Origin of the sequence: Streptosporangium amethystogenes (assembly GCF_000721075.1) — a bacterium.
Taxonomy (GTDB): domain Bacteria; phylum Actinomycetota; class Actinomycetes; order Streptosporangiales; family Streptosporangiaceae; genus Streptosporangium; species Streptosporangium amethystogenes.
This window is the reverse complement of sequence record NZ_JOEQ01000201.1, coordinates 1-270: the sequence shown is the minus strand read 5'-3', so window position 1 is coordinate 270 and position 270 is coordinate 1. Positions and strand designations below refer to the sequence as shown.

The following is a 270-nucleotide window of genomic DNA, read 5'->3' as shown; positions in this document are numbered from 1 at the left end:
TCGGGTCCGGGGGCGCCGTCGGCACCTGCCGGTCCTGCCGGTCCTGCGGGTCCTTCGGGTCCGGGGGCGCCGTCGGCGCCTGCGGGTCCTGCCGGTCCTTCAGGTCCTTGCGGTCCTGCCGGTCCCTCGGGTCCGGGGGCGCCATCGGCACCTGCCGGTCCTGCGGGTCCTTCGGGTCCGGGGGCGCCGTCGGCACCTGCCGGTCCTGCCGGTCCTGCGGGTCCTTCGGGTCCGGGGGCGCCGTCGGCGCCTGCGGGTCCTGCCGGTCCT

The 270-nt window shown here is 79.3% G+C and carries 1 pseudogene; it reads right to left on the bottom strand.

Annotated elements, in window-relative coordinates:
* Positions 1-270: pseudogene (locus IG98_RS0144290) on the bottom strand (hypothetical protein); the annotation flags it as partial.